This is a genomic window from Conexibacter sp. W3-3-2 (genome assembly GCF_009707605.1).
Classification (GTDB): domain Bacteria; phylum Actinomycetota; class Thermoleophilia; order Solirubrobacterales; family Solirubrobacteraceae; genus Paraconexibacter; species Paraconexibacter algicola.
In genome coordinates this window covers 154,366-170,782 of record NZ_WLYW01000002.1, presented here as the reverse complement: position 1 = coordinate 170,782, position 16,417 = coordinate 154,366, and the positions used below count along the sequence as shown (strand labels likewise).

The following is a 16,417-nucleotide window of genomic DNA, read 5'->3' as shown; positions in this document are numbered from 1 at the left end:
CGTTTCGCCGCGGACCCCACACTCCCCGGCATGACCAGCACCCACACCGGCCGCGAGCGCATCGATCACCTGGCGCACGCCCTCATCGACCTGCGCGGCGACCGCGGACCACGAGCCATCCGGACCGTCGAGGACGCGCTCGAGCACGGCTTCAGCATCCACAACATCGCCACGCTCACCGGCGACCGGGCCCTGGCCGAACATGCCGCACGGGCGCGGCGGGTCAAGGAGAGCCATCAGGACCCTCCGCACCCGCTAACGACACGCACACGCCGCGCGCGACCCGGACCGCCATCGGCGCGCGCGGCCCGACCCTGGGAGATCTGCGTTGCCGGTGCTGTCCCGGCCGGGGGCTAGCGGCCGGCCTGGATTGCGCGGCGCAGGGTCCTGATCCGGCGGCCGTGCGCGTCGACCTGGTCGCCGAGCTCGTCGAAGCGGCGCTCGAGGTCCACCAGGCGCTCCTGGCTGCCGCTGGTTGCGGCCGGCTGCGGCGCTGCGGAGCGCAGCTCGCCGGCCAACGCGGGGAAGGTGATGCCGGCGCAGAACGCCACGACGCACGCCACCCCGCAGGCGACCACGGACGGGCGTACCCCGCCGACCGCGCGGAACGCTCCCACGCCGGCGATGAGGGTCAGGGCGACAGCGAGCGCGCCGGTCCGACCGCGCTGCTGCTCCAGCAGGGCGCCGCCGGTGAGCGACCCGCCCAGGAGACCGGAGAGCCCGATCCCCACCGCCACGAGGACTGCGATCGCGCACGTCAGGGGCAGCCACGGCCGCGGCCCATCCCCGGTGGCTAGCGGCGCGACGAGCCCGCTGATCGCGCACGCGCCCAGCCCTACGGTCACCGCGGCAAACGGCGACATCGACGCGCCGGCCAGCAGGCCGGCCAGGACCGCGGCGAGCACGGTCAGCACCACGAGGCCCGCCCAGCCAGCGCCGCCGGCCGGAACCTCGTCCGGCTGCGCGGCCGCGTCCGCCGGCGGTCGCGATGTCCGGACGGAACCGTCGGGATGCAGCCACATCTGCTGAGCGTCCTGCGGCGCGCGCGTCTTCATGCCTCCAACCGTACGAGCGGCCAACCAGCCACCGGCGACACGCGGTTCACCCGCCTGAGGTGAACCACCACAACTGGAGGTGAACGCTGACGGCCCGGAGGTGAACGCGCGGCGTCTGCGCACCCCACTCCTAGCGTCCGGCGCACCGCTAGATCCGACCGTCAAGGACCCAGACACGATGCGCCACCGCCGATCCCTCATCCCCCTGCTGCCGCTCCTCGTGGCGGGGCTGCTGAGCCCCAGCGCCGCCCAGGCCGGTACCTACGAGGCCCGCTACTGCGGGCCGACGAACCCCACGGTCGGTGAGTGGGCCAGCTCTTGGGGCGGTAGCCCCTACACCTACGTCGGGAACAACTGCAACAACGGCGGCTACATGTCGTCCTCGTTCGATCCCGCCGTGCCCCACGCCGAGGGCACGTTCGCGCAGTGGCGCCTGGCCGCCGCCGCCGACACCAAGATCGTCCGCGTCGAGAGCTACCGCGACTGGCGCGCCAACAGCAACCAGGCCTTCGGCGACGCCCACACGATCATCCACTCCGACGCCCGCGGCCGGATCGACGGCTGCACCGCGCTCATGGGCTGCAGCGGCGTGACCGGCTCAGCCGCCTGGGACACCGGCGAGTCCGACTGGGTCTCCTTCCTGACCCACTGCACCGGGGCCAACGGCTGCCCCGCCGGCGTCGTGGAGAACAACCAGCGCGACATCCGCGTGACGCTCAGCGACGACATCGCCCCGACCGTCACCGGCACCAACGGCACGCTCATGAGCGCCACGACGAGCGCCCGCAACCGCTCCCTGACCTTCAGCGCCACCGACCGGGGCGGCGGGATCTACGGTGTGCGGTTCGTCATCGACGGCCAGGAGCTCGGCTCCCTGCTGGACATCGGCGGCGGCGGCACCTGCGCCCCCTCGAGCACCCGGCGCGTCCCCTGCCCGCTGTCCCACACCGCCAGCGCGACGCTGGACACGGCCACCGTCCCCGACGGCGACCACACCGCCGCGATCAAGGTCTTCGACATCACCCGCACCAACGGGACCATCAGCGGCGCCTGGCCGATCCGGGTCGACAACCTCCCTCCGACGCAGGGCGAGCCGACGATCGCCGGCACCCCGCGCGTCGGCGACACCCTCACCTGCACGGCGAACGCCGTCAACGGACAGGCCCCGACGAGCATCGCCTACAGCTGGCAGATCGCCAATGCCGACGGCTCGCGCCTCAGTACGCTCGCCCCCGCCTCCAGCTCCGCGCAGCTCACGGTCCCCGAGACCGCCACGGGCAAGAAGATCATCTGCGTCGCCCACGCCACTGACGGGGGCGGCACCAGCCGCGCCTCGAGCTCGATGACCGCCGGCCCGTTCGCCGACGGCGCCACCGTCCGCCCCTACTGCGACGGCCGCCCGACCGCGGCGACCGACCCGTGCGGCGACGCCGACGGGGATCGAATCCCCAACCGCGAGGACGAGGACGACGACAACGACGGCACCCCCGACGCCTCCGACCCGGCCCCGACCGACGCCTCCGTCCCGGCCAAGAACTCCAACCCCGCCGGCACCACCACGACCGGTCCCGGCTCGACGAGCTCGGGCCCGTCCAGCAGCGGGCAGCCGCCCACCACCGGCGCGACCTCGGGGCTGGTGCTGCAGATCAAGGGCTCCCGCACGCGCTCGGTCCGCTTCGGGCGCCGGATCGCGACCGTCGCCACCCTCACCGCTGAGGACAAGCCGCTCGCGGACGCGGTCGTGCGCATCTACGACCAGGCGATCATCCCCGCCCGGCTGACCGTCCGGGCCGGGGCTCCCGAGCGCGAGATCGGCCGCGCCGTCACCGACAGCGCCGGACGGATGCGGTTCCTGATCCCGACCGGCGTCAGCCGCGACGTGATCTTCCGCTACGCCGCCCAGATCGACGGCAAGGCCGTCACCGGCACCAGCCGCCTGCGGCTCCTCGTGCGCGCCAAGCTCACCGACCGCCCCAACCGCAGCACGCTGCGCAACGGACAGTCGGTGACCTTCACCGGCAGCATGCATGGTGGCCGCCAGCCCAACAACGGCACGCGCGTGCTGCTGCAGGCCCGCCGCGGCAACACGTGGGTCACGGCCGCCAGCGGCCGCACCACCAGCAACGGCCGCTACCGGCTGCGCTACCGCTTCACCCGCACCACTCGAGCTCGCTCCTACCAGATGCGCGTGGTCTCGCGTCCGACCTCCAACGCCCCGTACCTCGCGGGCGCGTCGAAGATCCGGACGATCAAGGTCACCCGGTAGGAGCCCAGCACGACACGCGTCACCCCTCCCGTGACGCGCGCCGACCGTCAAGGGCGGCCCAGGCTGAGAGATGCCCGGGCCGCCCGTCGGCACAACGCTCTCCGTCAGCCCCGACGGTCAGCATCACCCACATGCCCTCCTCGCTCCCCGAGCCCCAGGTCGACCACGCGCTGCTCGGGCCCTACGTCCAAGCCGCGGCCATCATCGTCGGCCGCGCCGACGCGCCCCTCGACCAACGGATCGCCACCGTCGCGCGCACCGCCCTGGACCTGCGCGACCAGATCGAGCTCGCGGCCCTCTCGCGACCAATCCGCAGCTTCCGCGTCGTCGGCACGCTCGCGATCCACAACACCAACAACCCTCACCGCACCTGCGTGGCGATCGACACCGGCGACTCCTCCTTCGGTCCGGACACCGCGTGGACGGAGTACGAGGAACGTGACGCCGCCCAGCGAACCCGTGCCGCGCTGGCCACGCTCGTCGGCCAGCGGGTCGCCCTCGTCAAGGAGACCTTCGTCGAGACCTACCCGGACGGCACCCCGAAGCTCACCGACGGCAAGACCACCACGCGCACCCGCATCAAGCCCGGGACCCTCGAGCTGCACACCGATCAAGGCTTCCGGCCGGTCGACCTCACCAAGCTCACCGCGCCGCGTTCGACGGCAGGCTAGGCAGCGCGGCGCAGCAGCTCGCGCGTATACCGCAGGCTGACCCCGCCCGCGCGCGCGACCTGCCCGACGTCGACGCCGACCCGCTCCCGAATCACCCGCACCAGCAGCAGGTCGCGCGCTGCCTGCGCGCGCTCCAGCGCCGCCTCGAGTTCCGCGACCCGCCGCTGCGCAGCTCGGAGATCTTCAAGCGTCGCGGCCTCGCCGAGCATCCGTCGAACATAGCGCCCTGACGAAGCCCGCCACGCATCCCGGCAACGCAGAACGCGACCCGGGGCTCCACGAGCGCCGCGTCCTGGTCCGTGCGCGCTCTCGCTCCCTGCGCCGGCGTCCCGCGAGGATCCGCTCGAGCCGCTGCGTCCCGCGAGGGTCAGCTCGTGATCGCAGACCGTCGCCGATGACCCTCGGACGGAGTTCCGCCGGCATGCCCTGTCGGTCCGGATCAACGTGTCGTCTGTCCGTGCCGCGTGTCGTCGCGATTTGCAGGGGCTTGCGGGGATCGCGCAGCGGCCGGGGCGCCGGTCGTCCGCGACAAGTTGTCGTCGCAGCCCGACGGCGAGCACCTACGTGCTTCGAGCGGGCCTCATCGTCCCGAACCGGTGGACGAGGCCACCCCGGCCCGCATTGATCGATTCCAGAGCAGCGGGAGCGGCCCCACGCTCCGACGCGCGCACGTCCTCGTTCCCGTCGCGGGACGAGCACGCATGGGGTCTACGACACGTTTGGTGGATGACGACACGATCTTGTGGACCGACGTCTCACCCGCGCGACTCCCCGAGCCCGTCGTAGACGGCGAAGAGCGGCCCGTAGAGGGCGAGCAGCAACCCGAGCACAAGCGCCGTCACGACGACGAGCACGATCGGGTTGATCGCCTGCCGGAAGCTCTCGGCGGCCGCCTCCAAGTCCTCCTCGAAGGCGTCAGCGACCGCCTCGATCTGCTCCGGTACCGACGCGCTCTCCAAGCCGGTGGCGAGCATGCCCAACGCCCGCATCGGAAGGACGTCGGTGCGCTCGAATGCCAGGAGCGGGCTGATGCCCTGGGTCATCTCCTCGCGAGCCGCGAGCATCTGGTCTCGGAAGTAGCGGTTGCCGCTGCCGTGGGCGGCGAAGGCGACCGCGTCGGTCATCGGCATGCCCGCGGAGTGCAGGATCGCCAGCGCCCGGAAGAACCGGGCTGTCGCCGCGATCGTGAAGAAGAATCCGACCCGTCGGCTGCGCAACAGGCCACGGTCGATCCGGAAGCGCAACTCCTCGTTGAGCAGGGCCTGCCGCACGCCGTAGGCGGCGACCGCCGCCCCACCGATGAACAGGTACCAGTAGGCGCGGGAGGTCTCGCTGATGTCCTTCACGATCTTCGTGCTCGCCGGAAGGTCGCCGGCGCCGATCTCGTCGAAGAGCTCCTCGTAACCGGGGACGACCAGATAGACGGCGGCGAACATCGCGACGATCGCGGTCACGATCACGATCACGGGGTAGGTCAGGGCGGACTGGATCTGCTTGCGGACCTTGATCTCTCGCTTGATGCCGTCCGCCAGCCGCGTCAGCGCGTTCGGGAGGGTCGCGGACTCCTCGCCGACCTGCACCGTCGTGACGTACCGCTCGTCGAAGACGTCGGGATGACGAGCCATCGCCTCGGACAGTTGCTGACCATCGTCGAGATCGACGATGAGCGCGCTCATCGTGTCCCGCATCTTCACCGAGGACGTCATCCGCTCCATCCGCGGGAGCGCTCGTTTGGGACTCACGCCGGAGCGAACCATCGCGGCAAGCTCCGCGGTGAACATCTGCAGGGTGCGCTTGCTGACCCGGTACAGCACCGGGACGTTTCGGATCCACTCGTTGCTGGCGGCGTCGCTGGACTTGAGTGCCTCCTCGGCCGACCCAGCGAACTCCAAGCCGTGATCGGCGCGCAGAGCCGCGATGGCCTCGGCCTTCGAGCTCGCCCGCACCTCGCGCGCGACGATGTCCGTGGGCTGCCGCGGGTCGTACCCCTTGACGATCCAGATCGACGCGCTCATCGCGCACCCCGTCCCTTCTCGAGGAACCGGTTGAGTACGTCCCGGTCACTGGCGGCGTTCCTCGCCGCCTCCACCGTGATCCTCCCCGCGCGCACGAGATTGGCCAGCGACTCCTCCATGCGGATCATCCCGTCGCTGGACCGACCTTCGATCTCGCCGTGCAGCATGTGCGAGTCGGACTTGCGGATGTGCTCACGGATCGCCCGGTTGCCGAGCATGATCTCGACCGCGGGAACGCGACCGGCGCCGTCTGCGGTGGGGACGAGCGTCTGCACCACCACCGCGCGCAGGATCAGCGCCAGCGCTGATCGCAGGCCGTTCTGCTGACCGTCGGGCATCGCCTCGACGATGCGGTCCACGGTCGTCGGCGCGTCGGTGGTGTGCAGCGTGGCGAACACCAGGTGCCCGGTCTCCGCGACCGTGACAGCCAGCTGGATCGTCTCCGGGTCGCGCATCTCGCCGACCAGGACGACATCAGGGGCCTGCCGCAGCGCCGACCGCAGCGCGGTCGGGAATGAGTCGACATCGGTGCCCAGCTCGCGCTGGCGGACGACCGATCGGCCCGACGTGCGGTGAACGATCTCGATCGGGTCCTCGATCGTCACGATGTGCCGCGCGTCCCGCTGGACGATCTGATCGATCATCGCCCCGAGCGTTGTCGTCTTGCCCGATCCCGTCGGACCGCACACCAGCACCAGGCCGCGGGGCAGGTTCGCGAGGTCGCTGAGAACATCGGGGAGTCCGAGCTCCTGCAGCGGCCGCACGTGCTTGGGGATATGACGGGCAACCAGTCCCGGCTGGTTCATCGCATGGTGCAGGTTGATGCGAAACCGGTCACCTCCCGCCAGCGTGCGCGAGACGTCCAGGTCCGCGCCGGACTTCCACTTCAGCAACTGCGCTTCGGTGAGGTCCGCCACCTCCCCGAGATACCGGTAGGCCATATCGCCCCTGGGTAGGCGGACCATTCTTCCGCCCTCATCCAGCGGCTGGACCCGCCCGTTGATCTGGACGGCCACCAGCTCGCCGCCTCGACACATCAAGTCGCTGGCGCCGCGGGCGCTCGTGGCGAGAAGCAGATCCCCCGCGTCGCCGGGAGGTGGGGCCTCGTCCATCGTGGACGCCTTCTCGAACACCGGCCCCGGCACCTCGTCGGACGGCCCAGGCGTTCGGAAGGGGGGGTCGAAGATGCTCTCGCTCATGCCGGTGACCGTACGAGCGCGACGCGCAAGCACGGCGCGCTGCGCAGGACGCTCGTACGGTCACTGAGACATGAGCCTCCTCCAGCCGTTCACCACTCGCCGGCGGTTCACCTCTCACCGCGGGTTCACCTCCTGCAGGCCGTTCACCTCCCGCACGTCACTGGTGAACCGTCGCGGTCTCACGCTCTTCGAAACGATCCTCGTGGCCGTCGTGATCGGCGTCCTGGCAGTCGTCTACATCCCACGACTGGACGGCACAAAGCCGACGACCAAGATCGGGGCGCTCAAGGCCCGCACGGACGGCGACGCCGCGCAGCTGCTCTCCTGGGGCACCCAGCGTCGCGGCTTCTCGACCCTCACGCTCCCGGTCGCCGCCAAGCTCATGGACTCCGCGACCGCCACCACGCCGACATCCACCGCGGCGACCGCGGCCTATGTCCTGCTGCCCGGGACCGCGGAGAACCCCAGCGCGCACGACCTCGTCATCGGACGCTGCCTTCCCGCCTACTTCGACGACGGCGGACGGCTCTGCACCCAGGTCCGGATCCTCGGACGCCCGACCACCGGCGGGCCCAACCCGCTGACCCGCTCGCTGATCTGCCCAGAGCGCTGCGCCGGCGGCCGCACCGCTGTGACCACCACCACGATCGACGCCTGGCCAGACACCCCACACCCGAACGCAAGGCGACTGAGGACCGGTTCACCACAGGCCACCGCACGATCGCTCCGTCGCAGCACAGCTCGCACGTACGGTCACCGCCACGTGAACCCGCGCACCCACTACCCGTCACTTGCCGCCCGCCGCGGCGTCGCGATGCTCGTCGCCATCGGCGTGATCCTGATCCTCGGGGTCATCGGGTCAGTCGTCGGCACCCGCCTGGTCGACTCCCGCCTGGACGTCTCACGCTCCTACGACGAGATCCGCGCCCAGCGGGCAGCCGACTCGGCGCTGCAGCTGGCAATCGACCGCATCCAACGCGTCGGCTCGGCCCGAGAGGACGAGCGCTCCTGCAGCGGGCTGGACTTCCCACGCTCCAGCTGCACCGCACCGCCGACCTTCGCCAAGGTGAACACCGTCGACAGCGCAGACGGCGAGTGGCAGGTCGCAGTCCGCGGCCAGAGCCGCATCCGCCGCATCACCGCGACCGGCCGCGCCCGCCAGACCACCCGAACGCGAACGATCGACGTCCCGATCGTCCCGCGCGTGTTCCGCTACGCCCTGTTCTCCGGCAGCGGACAGATGCCGCCGCTGGGCAGCTACAAGACCTCCTCCTTCGCCGGCGGACTCGTGGTGTCCCAGAGCCGCGTCTTCCTGCCCCCAGCGCCCGTCGACGCGCCCGAGAACCGCGGCGGGGGCCTGGGCTCCAACGGCGATCTGCACTTCGTCGGCGCGCAGATCAACACGCGCGGCGCGGGCAGCCAGCAGCAGCTCTACGACGAGCTCTTCGTCCCCGCCGGCCGCACGGCCAACAGCAACGCCGCGCAGTTCTACGGCGGCACCCCCTGGGGGACCGCCAGCGTCCCCCGCGCGGTCGACGCCTTCAACGCCTCCGACGCACCGGTCACCTCCTTCCCCTCGGGAACCGTCAACTTCGACGGGCCGCTGCGCCGCCTGCAGACCGTCACCGCCTTCCCGTCCTACGAGACCTTCCTGCCGGGATGGCGCAGCCGAACCGACGCCGAGCGCTACTCCCCCAGTCAGTTCGAAGCCCTCGCCAACGCCGCCGCCGGACGCCTGGACCTCACCAACCGCGTCGTCATCATCGAGCGCCCCGACCTGCGAGACGCCGACTGCCGCATCGAACTGCGCAACACCACCGTCCTGCTCGGCTCCGGCGCGCTGATCGTCAACGCCTGCGACCTGGTCATCCGCGGCGGCGGCATCTCCATCGACCGCGACATGGAGAACGCCAACGACCCCGCGCTCGAGCTCCCGGCGATCATGGTCCTGCGCGACAGCGACGGCCGCGGCGGCAACCTGACCTTCACCAACGACAGCGCGAGCGTTCCGCTGCGCGTGCGGATCGACGGCAACGTCATGGCCTTCGGCAAGCTGACCTGGTCCGGAGACGGCTCAGACCCCCGCGACGGCGACCTGATCATCAACGGCAGCACGATCGCCGTTGGCGGCGCAGACCTGCGCGGCAACGCCACCCTCATCTTCAACTGGCACCCCTACGCGCAGAAGATGTCGTTCAGCACCAGAGACGGCGAGATGGGCACCTACACCGTGCGCAGCGACGACCGACTGCTCACCGACGAGGCCCCGCGCATCCGGATCACCGGCAAGCCCGCCCCCAAGACCGCCGCCTCAGACGTCACGTTCTCCTGGGCGGTGACCGGTGGCGACGCCGACGTCGTCTACTGCCAGATGGACTCCGGTCCGGCGAGCCCCTGCGTCAGCCCCAAGACCTACGACGACCTCCCCGCCGGCGAGCACCGCTTCCGCGTCATCGCCAGCAACCGCGCCGGCCAGACCGCCGACACCTACCGGTTCACCGTCGTGCGGCGCCTGACGCTGACGATCGATGACAGCAGCTACCCCGGCCAGATCGCCCCCGGCGTGACCCCGCGACCGAGCGTCAGCTTCACCATCAGCGACGACAACGGCCCGATCACCGACCCGCTGGCCACCTGCCAATGGACCTTCCAGCCGACCAACGAGCAGGCCCCGCGGCAGCAGGTCGAGGAGAAGTGCTCCGGGGCGACCAGCCCGCCCAGAGAGGACCGGGACGGTGACTGGACGCTGATCGCAACGGTCATGGACCCTGACGACCCGTCTCCGTCCTCGGACACCGCGACGATCAGGGTCCGCACGCCGCTGCCGCGCCTGCGCATCGCCGCCCGAGCGCCCACGACGTCGGTCCCTGTCACCACGGCCAGCGGCACCGTCTACGAGTCGTGGGTCGTCGACGACAACGAATCGTTCACCACGGTGCGGTGCGAGATCGCGACCGTCGCCGTTCCGTGCCTGAACACCACCAACGGCGCGCCGCGCCGCTACCCCGCCGACAGTACGGGCAAGCTGGTCGCCGGCCGCATCCGGATCGCCGTCGGTGCCTGCTCGGACGCCGCCCACACCAACTACACGCTCGGGGACGCCACCGTCACGACGAGCGGCAGCGGTGATTCGCGCGTCGCCGTGCCGCTGTTCGGCCGCACCTACACCGTGACGGTCACCGCCACCAACGCCACGGGATCGGACACGGTCTCCTTCCCCGTGACGCTCGAGCCCTGTCCTTCGTCCCAGGAGCTCTCGGTCACTCCCGGCTCGCAATGCACCACCTCGGAGGGCTGCCAGTACGGCCTGGCGCCCTCGGTGCGCGTCACCTCACCCGGGCGCGCGAACATCCCCGTGTCTGCTCGCTGCTACACGGCGCGGATTACCAAGCCTGGCCCGATCGTCTACGAGTACTTTGGCGTCGATCCCCTCGGCGGCAACGGTTTCCGTTCGGGACCGTCGATCGTCAAGCCGGCTGGGACTCCGCCGGGGTCCTGCCTGCCCTCCACCACGACGACCAGCGCACAAGCGACCTACTTCTCGACCATCCTCCTCACCTACGACGGATACGCACTGCGCCCTCGCAACGAGTATCCGAGATGGTGCCTGAGCCTACGATCGACCTTCGACGGCGCGACCCGATCTCTCGACGCCGACGGCGACCTCACCGGCCAGACCACCTACCAGGATCGGTCGGTCGAATGCTGAGCCTGCGCAGCGAGGGGGGCTACTCGACCCTCGAGGTCCTCACCTCGATGCTCGTGATTGTCGTCGCGGCCACGACGCTCGCGTCGCTGCTCTCCGACGCCGGCCGCGTCAACGTGCAAACGACCAACCGCGGCAAGGCCGTCCAGTACGCCCAGCAGCAGCTGGACCGCATGCGCTCCCTGCCCTTCGAGGACATCGGCCTCGCCGCCAGCGACGCGGGGAGCGACGACAGCGACTGGCTGGCCCAGTGCCCCGTCACGCCGTGCACCACCGCGGCCGCCAACCCCGGCCCCTCCGACACGGGCCGCATCGTGCGCCTCAGCACCGGCCGCAAAGCGTCCGCCGCCACCGCCGCCGAGACCGACCCGCGACGCACCAAGCGCCCACTCGACACCACGAGCCTCAGCGACGGCGGCTTCAACGAGGTCCCCACCGCCGCCGCCAGCGATGCGACCGCCTACAGCTATGTGTATTGGAACGACGCACGCGACCGCCGCTACAAGCTCATCACCGTGATCGTCCGCTACGACGACGCCCCCACCGGCGACGTCGGCACCAGCGCCGACCGCCTCAGCAACACGGTCCGCCTCACCGCTGCAGTCCCGGATACCCCCGGCCTGACCCAGATCCCGACCTCATGAGTCCCATGCTCCCTCGCGTCACCTCCCGCCGTGCGTTCTCGCTCATCGAATCGGTCGTCGCGGTCGTCCTCGCGGGCATCCTGCTCGCCGGCATCGCCCAGCTCCTCAACAACGCGCGCGTCAGCGCCGACACCGAGGGCGCAGTCGCCACACAAGGCGCCCAACTGCGCCAGGCCGAAACCGTGATCCAGGCCCGCCTCGCCCGCGCCGAACGCCCCTTCGCGCAGGTGGAGAACATCACCGGCGGATCCGCCCAGGCCGCCGGCAACGAGATCGTCTTCATCACCAGCCGCCCGGCCGACGACGACGCCGGCGGCCAGCGGATCTACACCGCCGAACGGATCGCCTACCGCTCCGAAGCCGAGTCCGGCACCGACGGACGCCCGCTGGTCCGCGGCGGCGGCGTCACCCTGCAGATCAAGACCCAGACCGGCGCCGTCCCCAACACCACGCTCTGGTCCGAGGCCGCCGCCCCCTCCCGCGTCCTGGTCGACCGCATGCCGACACCGACCGCCGCCCGCCCGCTCTTCCGCTACTACGAGGACGCAAGGACCCCCAGCCGCGCCAACGACGCCCGCTGGCAGGAACGCGTCGGCATGGTCGACGTGACCGTCGCCCGCGACGCGGACGGCCCAGGCTCATCCACGACCGCAGACCGCGTCGCCGAGCAGGTCCTCGCCACCAGCGTGTTCCTCCCCCGCGTCGCACGCCGCACCGCCGGCGTCGGCAACACCCAGGTCTGCGACTAACCACCCCCGGTCGAGCACCAGCCGACCGACGCACGGCGCGCCACTGCAGCGGCGCGCCGTGCGCGTTCACCCCCGTGTTCACCACGACGAGGCAGCGAACTCGCCGCCGCAGCACACACGGCTCGTACGGTCACCGACGTGACCCCGCTGACCCGACGCCGCCGCAACGACCACACCGACGGGCCGGCGCCCGCCGAGCAGGCCCCGGGCGCCCAGGCGCCCACCCCCGCCGGGCCAGGCACAGGCTTGGTCGACGCGCGCTGGGAGGCCCAGTCCGGGGGACGTCCGATCTTCCCCCGCGTCACGGTCGACGGCTACTCCACCGAGCACGTCGACAACTGGGTCCGCCAGACGCAGGGGCTCCTCGAAGAGACCAGCAGCGAGCTCAAGGCGCTGCGAGTCGCCCGCGAGATGGACGTGCGCGAGATGCGCGACGCCCTCGAGCGCGCCGGCGACGCGCGCGCTCTCCAGGCCCGCCTTACCGAGCTCGAGCAGCGCCTGGCCGACCAGCACTCCAGCGCCGAAGACGCGCGCACGCGGGCAAGCTCCGCCGAAGCGGAGGCCCGCGAGCTCCGCGCACGGCTCGAAGAGCTCCCGTTGCTGCGCCAGCGCCTGGTCGAAAGCGAACAGCAGGCCGCTGAACTCGCAGCGCTGGCCGAGCGCGAGCGCGGGTTGCGCGAGGATCTCGCCGCCGCGGAGTCCGCCAGCGCCGAGCTCCGCGATCAACTCACCGTCCACGCGCAGCTGCACGCCGACCGCGACACCCTCGCCAACAAGCAGGCCGAATGGGCCAAGGAGCGCGGCGAGATGCAGGCCCGCTTCACCCAGATGATGGCGGACCTCGCTGCGCGCGAAGCCGAGATCGACCGCCTCATCGCCGAGGTCAACGAGGCCAAGGAGGCCGGCAGGGAGACGGACGCACGGATCGCGGCCGCCGCCGTTACCGCCGAGAACGCCGTCCGCGACCTCACCACGCTCCAGGAGCGACACACCGAGGTCACGCAGCAGCTCGGCGCGGTGGAGCAGACGGCGGCCGACCGCGAGCAGCAGCTCGAGGCGCTCAACCAGCGCGTCGAGCGCATGCTCGACGACAGCGATCGCAACGCCCGGGAGGCCGCCGAAGTCAAGGACGCCCTCACCCGCCAGCTGATCGAGGCGCAGAGCACGATCGAACGTCTCGAGCGCGAGCGCGACGACGACCCCGACGGCACAGCTCGTCGCACGCTCGCCGCCGTCGTCGACGCCGACAAGCTCAAGCGTCTCGCCCGCGCCGAGGCCGACCGCCTCGTCGAGGAAGCCGAGGCCACGGCCAAGGCGCGCCTGGAGCAGTCCGACCGAGCCTGCCGCCGCCAGCTCGAGGAGACGCAGGTCCGCTGCCGCGAGCAGTACGAGACCGCGCACGTCCAGATCGCCGAGCTCGTGGCACGGACCACCACCAGCAGCCGCGACGCCGAGACCGCGCTGGCCGCCGCAACCCGCGAGTTCGAGTTCGTGGTCGAGGGCCTGAAGTCCCGCCTGAGCTTCTTCGCCCCCGGCGTCTTGGAGCACGCTGAGGGCAGCCTCGACGACGCATGGGCAGCGATCGGCGAGCACAACCGGCTGCTGCTCGAGAGCCGCGCCGCGCTGAGCGAGGAGATCGCGCTCCTGCGAGTCTCACGCGACGAGCTCGCTGCCGAGACGCTCCCCGCCTCCGGCCCCATGGCCGAGGATCCCGCGGCCGCGGCCGCCGTGATCGCCGCCAGCGACAACGTCATCGCTCTCGCAGCACGCTCAGACACTGAACGCGACGAGCCCGCCGACCACCCTCCCGTGGCGCTCGAGACCGACGCTGACGAGCCCGAGCCGCAGCAGCCCGGTGACGAGGGCACCGATCCCGCCGGCGAGCTCGACGACCCTGCGCTGACGCCGGACCAGCCCGAGGAGGCCCATCCGTCCGACGCCGCGCCCACGTCCGTCCCCGCGAACGCCCCAGGCGAGGACGCCGAGCCGCGTGACGAGCTTCCCGCGAACCAGAGCGACGCCGCCGACCTCGTCAGTCCGGCCCCAGCGCCCGACGTGGTCGATGACGAGACCCAGCCGGCCCCAACACCGCCGGAGCCGACGACACGGGCCCAGACGGCGCCCGATCGGCAGGCCGCTGCCGACCGCGAGCCCGACTCCGTGGTCCTCGCGGACGCCGTCGAGGCCGCGTTCGAGGCGACCCCACCGGTGAACGACCACGCCACGGCGCCCGCGCCCGCGCCAGCGCCGACCGAGGACCTCGAGGTACCGCCGTCGACCACCTCCGTGACAGCGCTCCCGTCAGCGCCCATCCCTGTGCCTGCGTCCACCGGCTACCGCGAGGACCTCCCCCCGCTGCCCACGCCGACCCTCACGGGGACCCCGCAGGCGGCCGTCCCTGCCGCGGTCGCACCCCAGATCACGCCGGCCCAGGCCGCTGCCGCATCGGTCTTCAGCGAGCTTCCGGCGATCGTCGATCTCGGGCTCGGCCTCACGAGCGAGCTGGACCCCGCCTTCCTCGACGCGACCGACACCTCGGACGCCGGACAGGACGAGAACCCCGGTGGTCGCCGACGCAGGCGCTCACTCCGACGCCGCGACTGAGCGTCGACGCCCGCGCACGCGCGCGAGGACCCGCTGCACCAAGCCCACTCGCCGAGGCCCAGGCACAGGAGGACCCGCCATCGCGGCACGGCGTGCGCGACGCATGTGCACTTCAGCGTGCAGGAGCGGATTCACGTCGCGGCCATCAGAAGGAGGGGCGTGAGGTCCCAAGGCCCATCTTGTGGCGGCGGGCAATCGCGGCACCGAAGTCCACGTTGCGCGCGACCCGAAAGTCTTCGGGAGTGCCGGCGAGGGCTCGAGCAAGCGCTTCCACGACGACAGGGTCGAACTGCCTGCCTGCCTTCTTGCGCAACTCGGCGAGAGCGCGCAGCGTTCCGATCGGCGGTTGGTAGCTGTGCGCGGTCATGGCGTCATAGGCCTCCGCGACCGCGATGACTTTGGAGAGGAGTGGGATCTGCTCTCCGCTCAGCCCGCGCGGATAGCCCAGACCGTCCGGACGCTCATGGTGGCAGGCGACGATCTCCGCGATCGGCCCGTAGGCGTCCAGCGGCGCGAGCAGTCTCGCTCCGACCGACGGATGCTCGCGCACCTGCCGCCAGCCGTCCGGGGTGAGGCCGCCCTCGATATCCAGGACCGCGTCGGACATCGCGAAGATTCCGATGTCGTGCAGAAGCCCAGCCGTCTCGGCGAGCTCCTGCTGCCGTGGGTCGAGTTCGAGCTCGACAGCGATGGCTCGTGCTAGGCGTCCCACCGCGGCGCCGTGCCGGGCTGCGCGCGCGTCGCGTAGTGCGAGGGTCTCGCCCATCGTCGAGAGCACTCCCCAGGCCAACTGGTTGTAGCGGTCGCTGAGCAAGCGCGCATCGCGGGCAGCCACACTGACGCGAACGTAGACGAGCAGCAGCGCGAGCGCGGCTACGGTCCCAGCTGAGGGGGACACGGCGTAGAAGAAGGCGATCGCGCCGGCCGAGATCGATTCAAGGATCTGCAGCAGCCAGGTCTCGCGGAACTCGCGGAGTACCGAACGCGGGCCCGTGCCCGCGCGCACCCAGTAGTGCGCGGCATGTAGGACAGCGAAGGCGACGGCTGCACCAGCCATCGTCACCGCGGCGACCGCGGCTAGCGCCTCCGGTTCTGACCGGGAGTAGTCGAGTTGCGCGAGCGCGAGCCCGAACGCACCGCTGACGACGCTTGCCTGGCAGAGCGCCCACACATACCCCAGGACCGAGTAGACGCCAGGCAGGCGAAGTGCACGCGCGCCCGTTGCCGAGACGGTGACGCCGATGGCGAAGACCGTGAGAGCCTCGAGAGGCCCGAGGTAGACCAGCCCAATCACCCAGAACGCCGCAAATGTGCTGATCCAGATTCCTGGCCGGTACTCGACCGCCGACAGGTCGGCGACGGCAAAGAACAGCGCAAGGGCGAGGATCGTCCACGGATCAGAGATCTCCGAGTCCTGCAGCAAGGTCAAGCCGAGCCCGAGTCCGCCCGCACCAGCACACGAGGCCCAAGCGAGGCGCAGGTTCGGGACGGTCAGCACCGGTGCCGAG

General features: G+C 71.3%; 12 protein-coding genes. 7 read left to right on the top strand and 5 right to left on the bottom strand.

Going from position 1 to position 16,417, the window contains the following annotated elements:
- Positions 1–30 precede the first annotated feature (30 nt).
- Positions 31–357, top strand: a complete 327-nt coding sequence (locus GKE82_RS24060) for a hypothetical protein (protein ID WP_154735485.1) — start codon at positions 31–33, stop codon at positions 355–357.
- Here GKE82_RS24060 and GKE82_RS24055 read toward each other — a convergent pair.
- Positions 354–1,055: a hypothetical protein gene (locus GKE82_RS24055; RefSeq protein ID WP_154735484.1), complete on the bottom strand. Its 702-nt coding sequence runs from the start codon at positions 1,053–1,055 to the stop codon at positions 354–356. The two genes, GKE82_RS24060 and GKE82_RS24055, sit on opposite strands and share 4 nt — an antisense overlap.
- A gap of 178 nt (positions 1,056–1,233) precedes the next feature.
- Between GKE82_RS24055 and GKE82_RS24050 the strand changes: the two genes are divergently transcribed.
- Positions 1,234–3,321, top strand: coding sequence for a hypothetical protein (locus GKE82_RS24050; protein ID WP_154735483.1), 2,088 nt, complete (start codon positions 1,234–1,236; stop codon positions 3,319–3,321).
- Between the two features lie 131 nt (positions 3,322–3,452).
- On the top strand, positions 3,453–3,992 hold the full coding sequence (locus tag GKE82_RS24045) for a hypothetical protein (RefSeq protein ID WP_154735482.1): 540 nt from the start codon (positions 3,453–3,455) through the stop codon (positions 3,990–3,992).
- Here GKE82_RS24045 and GKE82_RS24040 read toward each other — a convergent pair.
- From GKE82_RS24040 to GKE82_RS24030, 3 genes are all read right to left on the bottom strand, one after another.
- Positions 3,989–4,201: a hypothetical protein gene (locus tag GKE82_RS24040; protein WP_154735481.1), complete on the bottom strand. Its 213-nt coding sequence runs from the start codon at positions 4,199–4,201 to the stop codon at positions 3,989–3,991. The two genes, GKE82_RS24045 and GKE82_RS24040, sit on opposite strands and share 4 nt — an antisense overlap.
- Positions 4,202–4,747: 546 nt before the next feature.
- Complete coding sequence (locus GKE82_RS24035; protein WP_154735480.1) at positions 4,748–6,007, bottom strand: type II secretion system F family protein; 1,260 nt, start codon at positions 6,005–6,007, stop codon at positions 4,748–4,750.
- Complete coding sequence (locus GKE82_RS24030) at positions 6,004–7,206, bottom strand: type IV pilus twitching motility protein PilT (protein ID WP_154735479.1); 1,203 nt, start codon at positions 7,204–7,206, stop codon at positions 6,004–6,006. The genes GKE82_RS24035 and GKE82_RS24030 overlap by 4 nt, the downstream gene beginning before the upstream one ends.
- A 70-nt stretch (positions 7,207–7,276) precedes the next feature.
- Here GKE82_RS24030 and GKE82_RS24025 point away from each other — a divergent pair, with 70 nt between their 5' ends.
- From GKE82_RS24025 to GKE82_RS24010, 4 genes are all read left to right on the top strand, one after another.
- Entirely contained in the window at positions 7,277–10,915 is a 3,639-nt protein-coding gene (locus tag GKE82_RS24025; protein WP_154735478.1) for a Tad domain-containing protein, read from the top strand.
- Positions 10,909–11,556 carry a hypothetical protein gene (locus tag GKE82_RS24020; RefSeq protein WP_154735477.1) on the top strand — a complete coding sequence of 216 codons (648 nt, stop codon included), beginning with the start codon at positions 10,909–10,911 and terminating at the stop codon, positions 11,554–11,556. The genes GKE82_RS24025 and GKE82_RS24020 overlap by 7 nt, the downstream gene beginning before the upstream one ends.
- Before the next feature lie 5 nt (positions 11,557–11,561).
- On the top strand, positions 11,562–12,305 hold the full coding sequence (locus GKE82_RS24015; RefSeq protein ID WP_196189446.1) for a type II secretion system protein J: 744 nt from the start codon (positions 11,562–11,564) through the stop codon (positions 12,303–12,305).
- 138 nt (positions 12,306–12,443) lie between these two features.
- The gene (locus GKE82_RS24010) at positions 12,444–14,909 is read left to right on the top strand and encodes a hypothetical protein (protein ID WP_154735475.1); all 2,466 of its coding nucleotides are present in this window, start codon (positions 12,444–12,446) and stop codon (positions 14,907–14,909) included.
- 145 nt (positions 14,910–15,054) lie between these two features.
- On the opposite strand, the gene GKE82_RS24005 is transcribed toward GKE82_RS24010, so the two are convergent.
- Positions 15,055–16,407: an HD domain-containing phosphohydrolase gene (locus GKE82_RS24005; protein ID WP_154735474.1), complete on the bottom strand. Its 1,353-nt coding sequence runs from the start codon at positions 16,405–16,407 to the stop codon at positions 15,055–15,057.
- Between the last annotated feature and the right edge of the window lie 10 nt (positions 16,408–16,417).

Coding starts and splice junctions, on each gene's coding strand:
- GKE82_RS24060 (WP_154735485.1), top strand. CDS start 31: ATGACCAGCACCCACACCGGCCGCGAGCGCATCGATCACCTGGCGCAC.
- GKE82_RS24055 (WP_154735484.1), bottom strand. CDS start 1,055: ATGAAGACGCGCGCGCCGCAGGACGCTCAGCAGATGTGGCTGCATCCC.
- GKE82_RS24050 (WP_154735483.1), top strand. CDS start 1,234: ATGCGCCACCGCCGATCCCTCATCCCCCTGCTGCCGCTCCTCGTGGCG.
- GKE82_RS24045 (WP_154735482.1), top strand. CDS start 3,453: ATGCCCTCCTCGCTCCCCGAGCCCCAGGTCGACCACGCGCTGCTCGGG.
- GKE82_RS24040 (WP_154735481.1), bottom strand. CDS start 4,201: ATGCTCGGCGAGGCCGCGACGCTTGAAGATCTCCGAGCTGCGCAGCGG.
- GKE82_RS24035 (WP_154735480.1), bottom strand. CDS start 6,007: ATGAGCGCGTCGATCTGGATCGTCAAGGGGTACGACCCGCGGCAGCCC.
- GKE82_RS24030 (WP_154735479.1), bottom strand. CDS start 7,206: ATGAGCGAGAGCATCTTCGACCCCCCCTTCCGAACGCCTGGGCCGTCC.
- GKE82_RS24025 (WP_154735478.1), top strand. CDS start 7,277: ATGAGCCTCCTCCAGCCGTTCACCACTCGCCGGCGGTTCACCTCTCAC.
- GKE82_RS24020 (WP_154735477.1), top strand. CDS start 10,909: ATGCTGAGCCTGCGCAGCGAGGGGGGCTACTCGACCCTCGAGGTCCTC.
- GKE82_RS24015 (WP_196189446.1), top strand. CDS start 11,562: ATGCTCCCTCGCGTCACCTCCCGCCGTGCGTTCTCGCTCATCGAATCG.